The organism is Ideonella sp. P3_A4, assembly GCF_056403075.1.
In genome coordinates, this window is the sequence record NZ_JBFUGE010000921.1 from 1 (window position 1) to 1,777 (window position 1,777).

The 1,777-nt window shown below is 67.9% G+C and carries 2 protein-coding genes; one reads left to right on the forward strand and one right to left on the reverse strand.

The annotated features are described in order from the left end of the window. A partial coding sequence (locus AC1DYI_RS34445; RefSeq protein ID WP_477208597.1) for a DEAD/DEAH box helicase occupies positions 1 to 962 on the reverse strand: 962 nt, incomplete at its 3' end. A gap of 37 nt (positions 963 to 999) precedes the next feature. Here AC1DYI_RS34445 and argA point away from each other — a divergent pair. Continuing rightward, on the forward strand, positions 1,000 to 1,777 hold a 778-nt coding region (argA, locus tag AC1DYI_RS34450; RefSeq protein WP_477208598.1), incomplete at its 3' end, for an amino-acid N-acetyltransferase.

Below are 1,777 nucleotides of genomic sequence, written 5' to 3' on the forward strand. Positions count from 1 at the left end.
AGCACGATGCGCTTGCCGCCGCCGGTTTCGAACACACGGTCCTGCTCGGCCTGCGACAGGCGCGCGAACAGCGGCAGGATGTCAGCATTGCGGTGCAGCGGCTGGTGCGCCAGATGCTTGCGCAGGTGGTCCGCCGCTTCGCGGATCTCGCGCTCGCCGGGCAGGAAGACGAGGATGTCGCCAGAGMCTTCGCGCCACAGTTCGTCCACCCCGTCGCTGATCGCGTCGTTCAGGTCGAACTCGCGGCTCTCTTCGAACGGACGCCAGCGCTGCTCGACCGGGAAGGTGCGGCCGCTGACCTGGATCACCGGCGCTGGGCCGCGCGCTGACGCGAAGTGGTTGGCGAAGCGATCGGCGTCGATCGTCGCCGAGGTCACGATGATCTTCAGGTCCGGCCGGCGCGCCAGCACCTCTTTCAGGTAGCCGAGCAGGAAGTCGATGTTCAACGAGCGCTCGTGCGCCTCGTCGATGATCAGCGTGTCGTATGCCTTCAGCAGCGGGTCGGTCTGCGTCTCGGCCAGCAAGATGCCGTCGGTCATCAGCTTGACCGACGCGCCGGGCTGCAGCCGGTCCTGGAAGCGGACCTTGTAGCCCACCACCTCCCCCAGCGGCGACTTCAGCTCGTCGGCAATGCGCTTGGCCACCGAGCTGGCGGCGATCCGGCGCGGCTGGGTGTGGCCGATCAGGCCGGTGCCGCCGGCGCCCAGGCCGCGGCCCAGCTCCAGCGCGATCTTCGGCAACTGGGTGGYCTTGCCCGAGCCCGTCTCACCGCAGACGATGACGACCGGGTGGTCCTGGATGGCGCGCGCGATCTCGTCGCGCCTGGTCGAGACCGGCAGCGCGTCGGGATAGGTGATGGGCGGGACCGGGTTGGCGATCACCGGCCGTGGCGGCCGATTCACGCGTGGCGGTCTCGGGCCAGGGCTTTGGCCCGATGGGCGTTCTGTTCGAGGGGACGACATGGAGGGGGCGGATTATCCGCGGCACAATCTGTTCCAGATGGACCTCGTCTTCCCCCACACCTTCGTGCCCTGGTTTCGATCAGTGGCGCCACACATCCACGCTTACCGTGGCAAGACCTTCGTCGTCGGCATCACCGGCGAACTGGTCGCCGCCGGCAAGCTGGCCTTCTTTGCGCAGGACATGGCGATCCTGCACGCCATGGGCGTGCGGCTGGTGCTGGTGCACGGCTTCCGACCGCAGGTGAACGAGCAGCTTGCAGCCAAGGGGCAAACCGCCCGCTTCTCGCACGGCATGCGCATCACCGACGGCGTCGCGCTCGACTGCGCGCAAGAAGCCGCCGGCCAGTTGCGCTTCGAGATCGAGGCCGCGTTCTCGCAAGGCCTGCCGAACACGCCGATGGCGAACTCCACCGTGCGCGTGGTCTCGGGCAATTYCCTCACCGCGCGGCCGGTCGGCATCATCGACGGCATCGATTTCCAGCACAGCGGTGTGGTGCGCAAGGTCGACTCAGCCGCCATCCGCCGGTTGATCGACATCGGCGCGATGGTGCTGCTGTCGCCGTTCGGCTTCTCGCCCACCGGTGAGGCCTTCAACCTGTCGATGGAAGACGTGGCCACCGAAACGGCGATCGCGCTGCAGGCCGACAAGCTGCTGTTCCTGACCGAGGTGCCGGGCATCCACGAGGACCCGAACAACCCCGAAACGCCGATCGACACCGAGCTGGCACTGGCCGACGCCGAGCGCCTGCTAGCCTCGCTGCCGGCGCCGATGCAGCCGACCGACGTGGGCTTCTACCTGAAGCACTGTGTGAAGG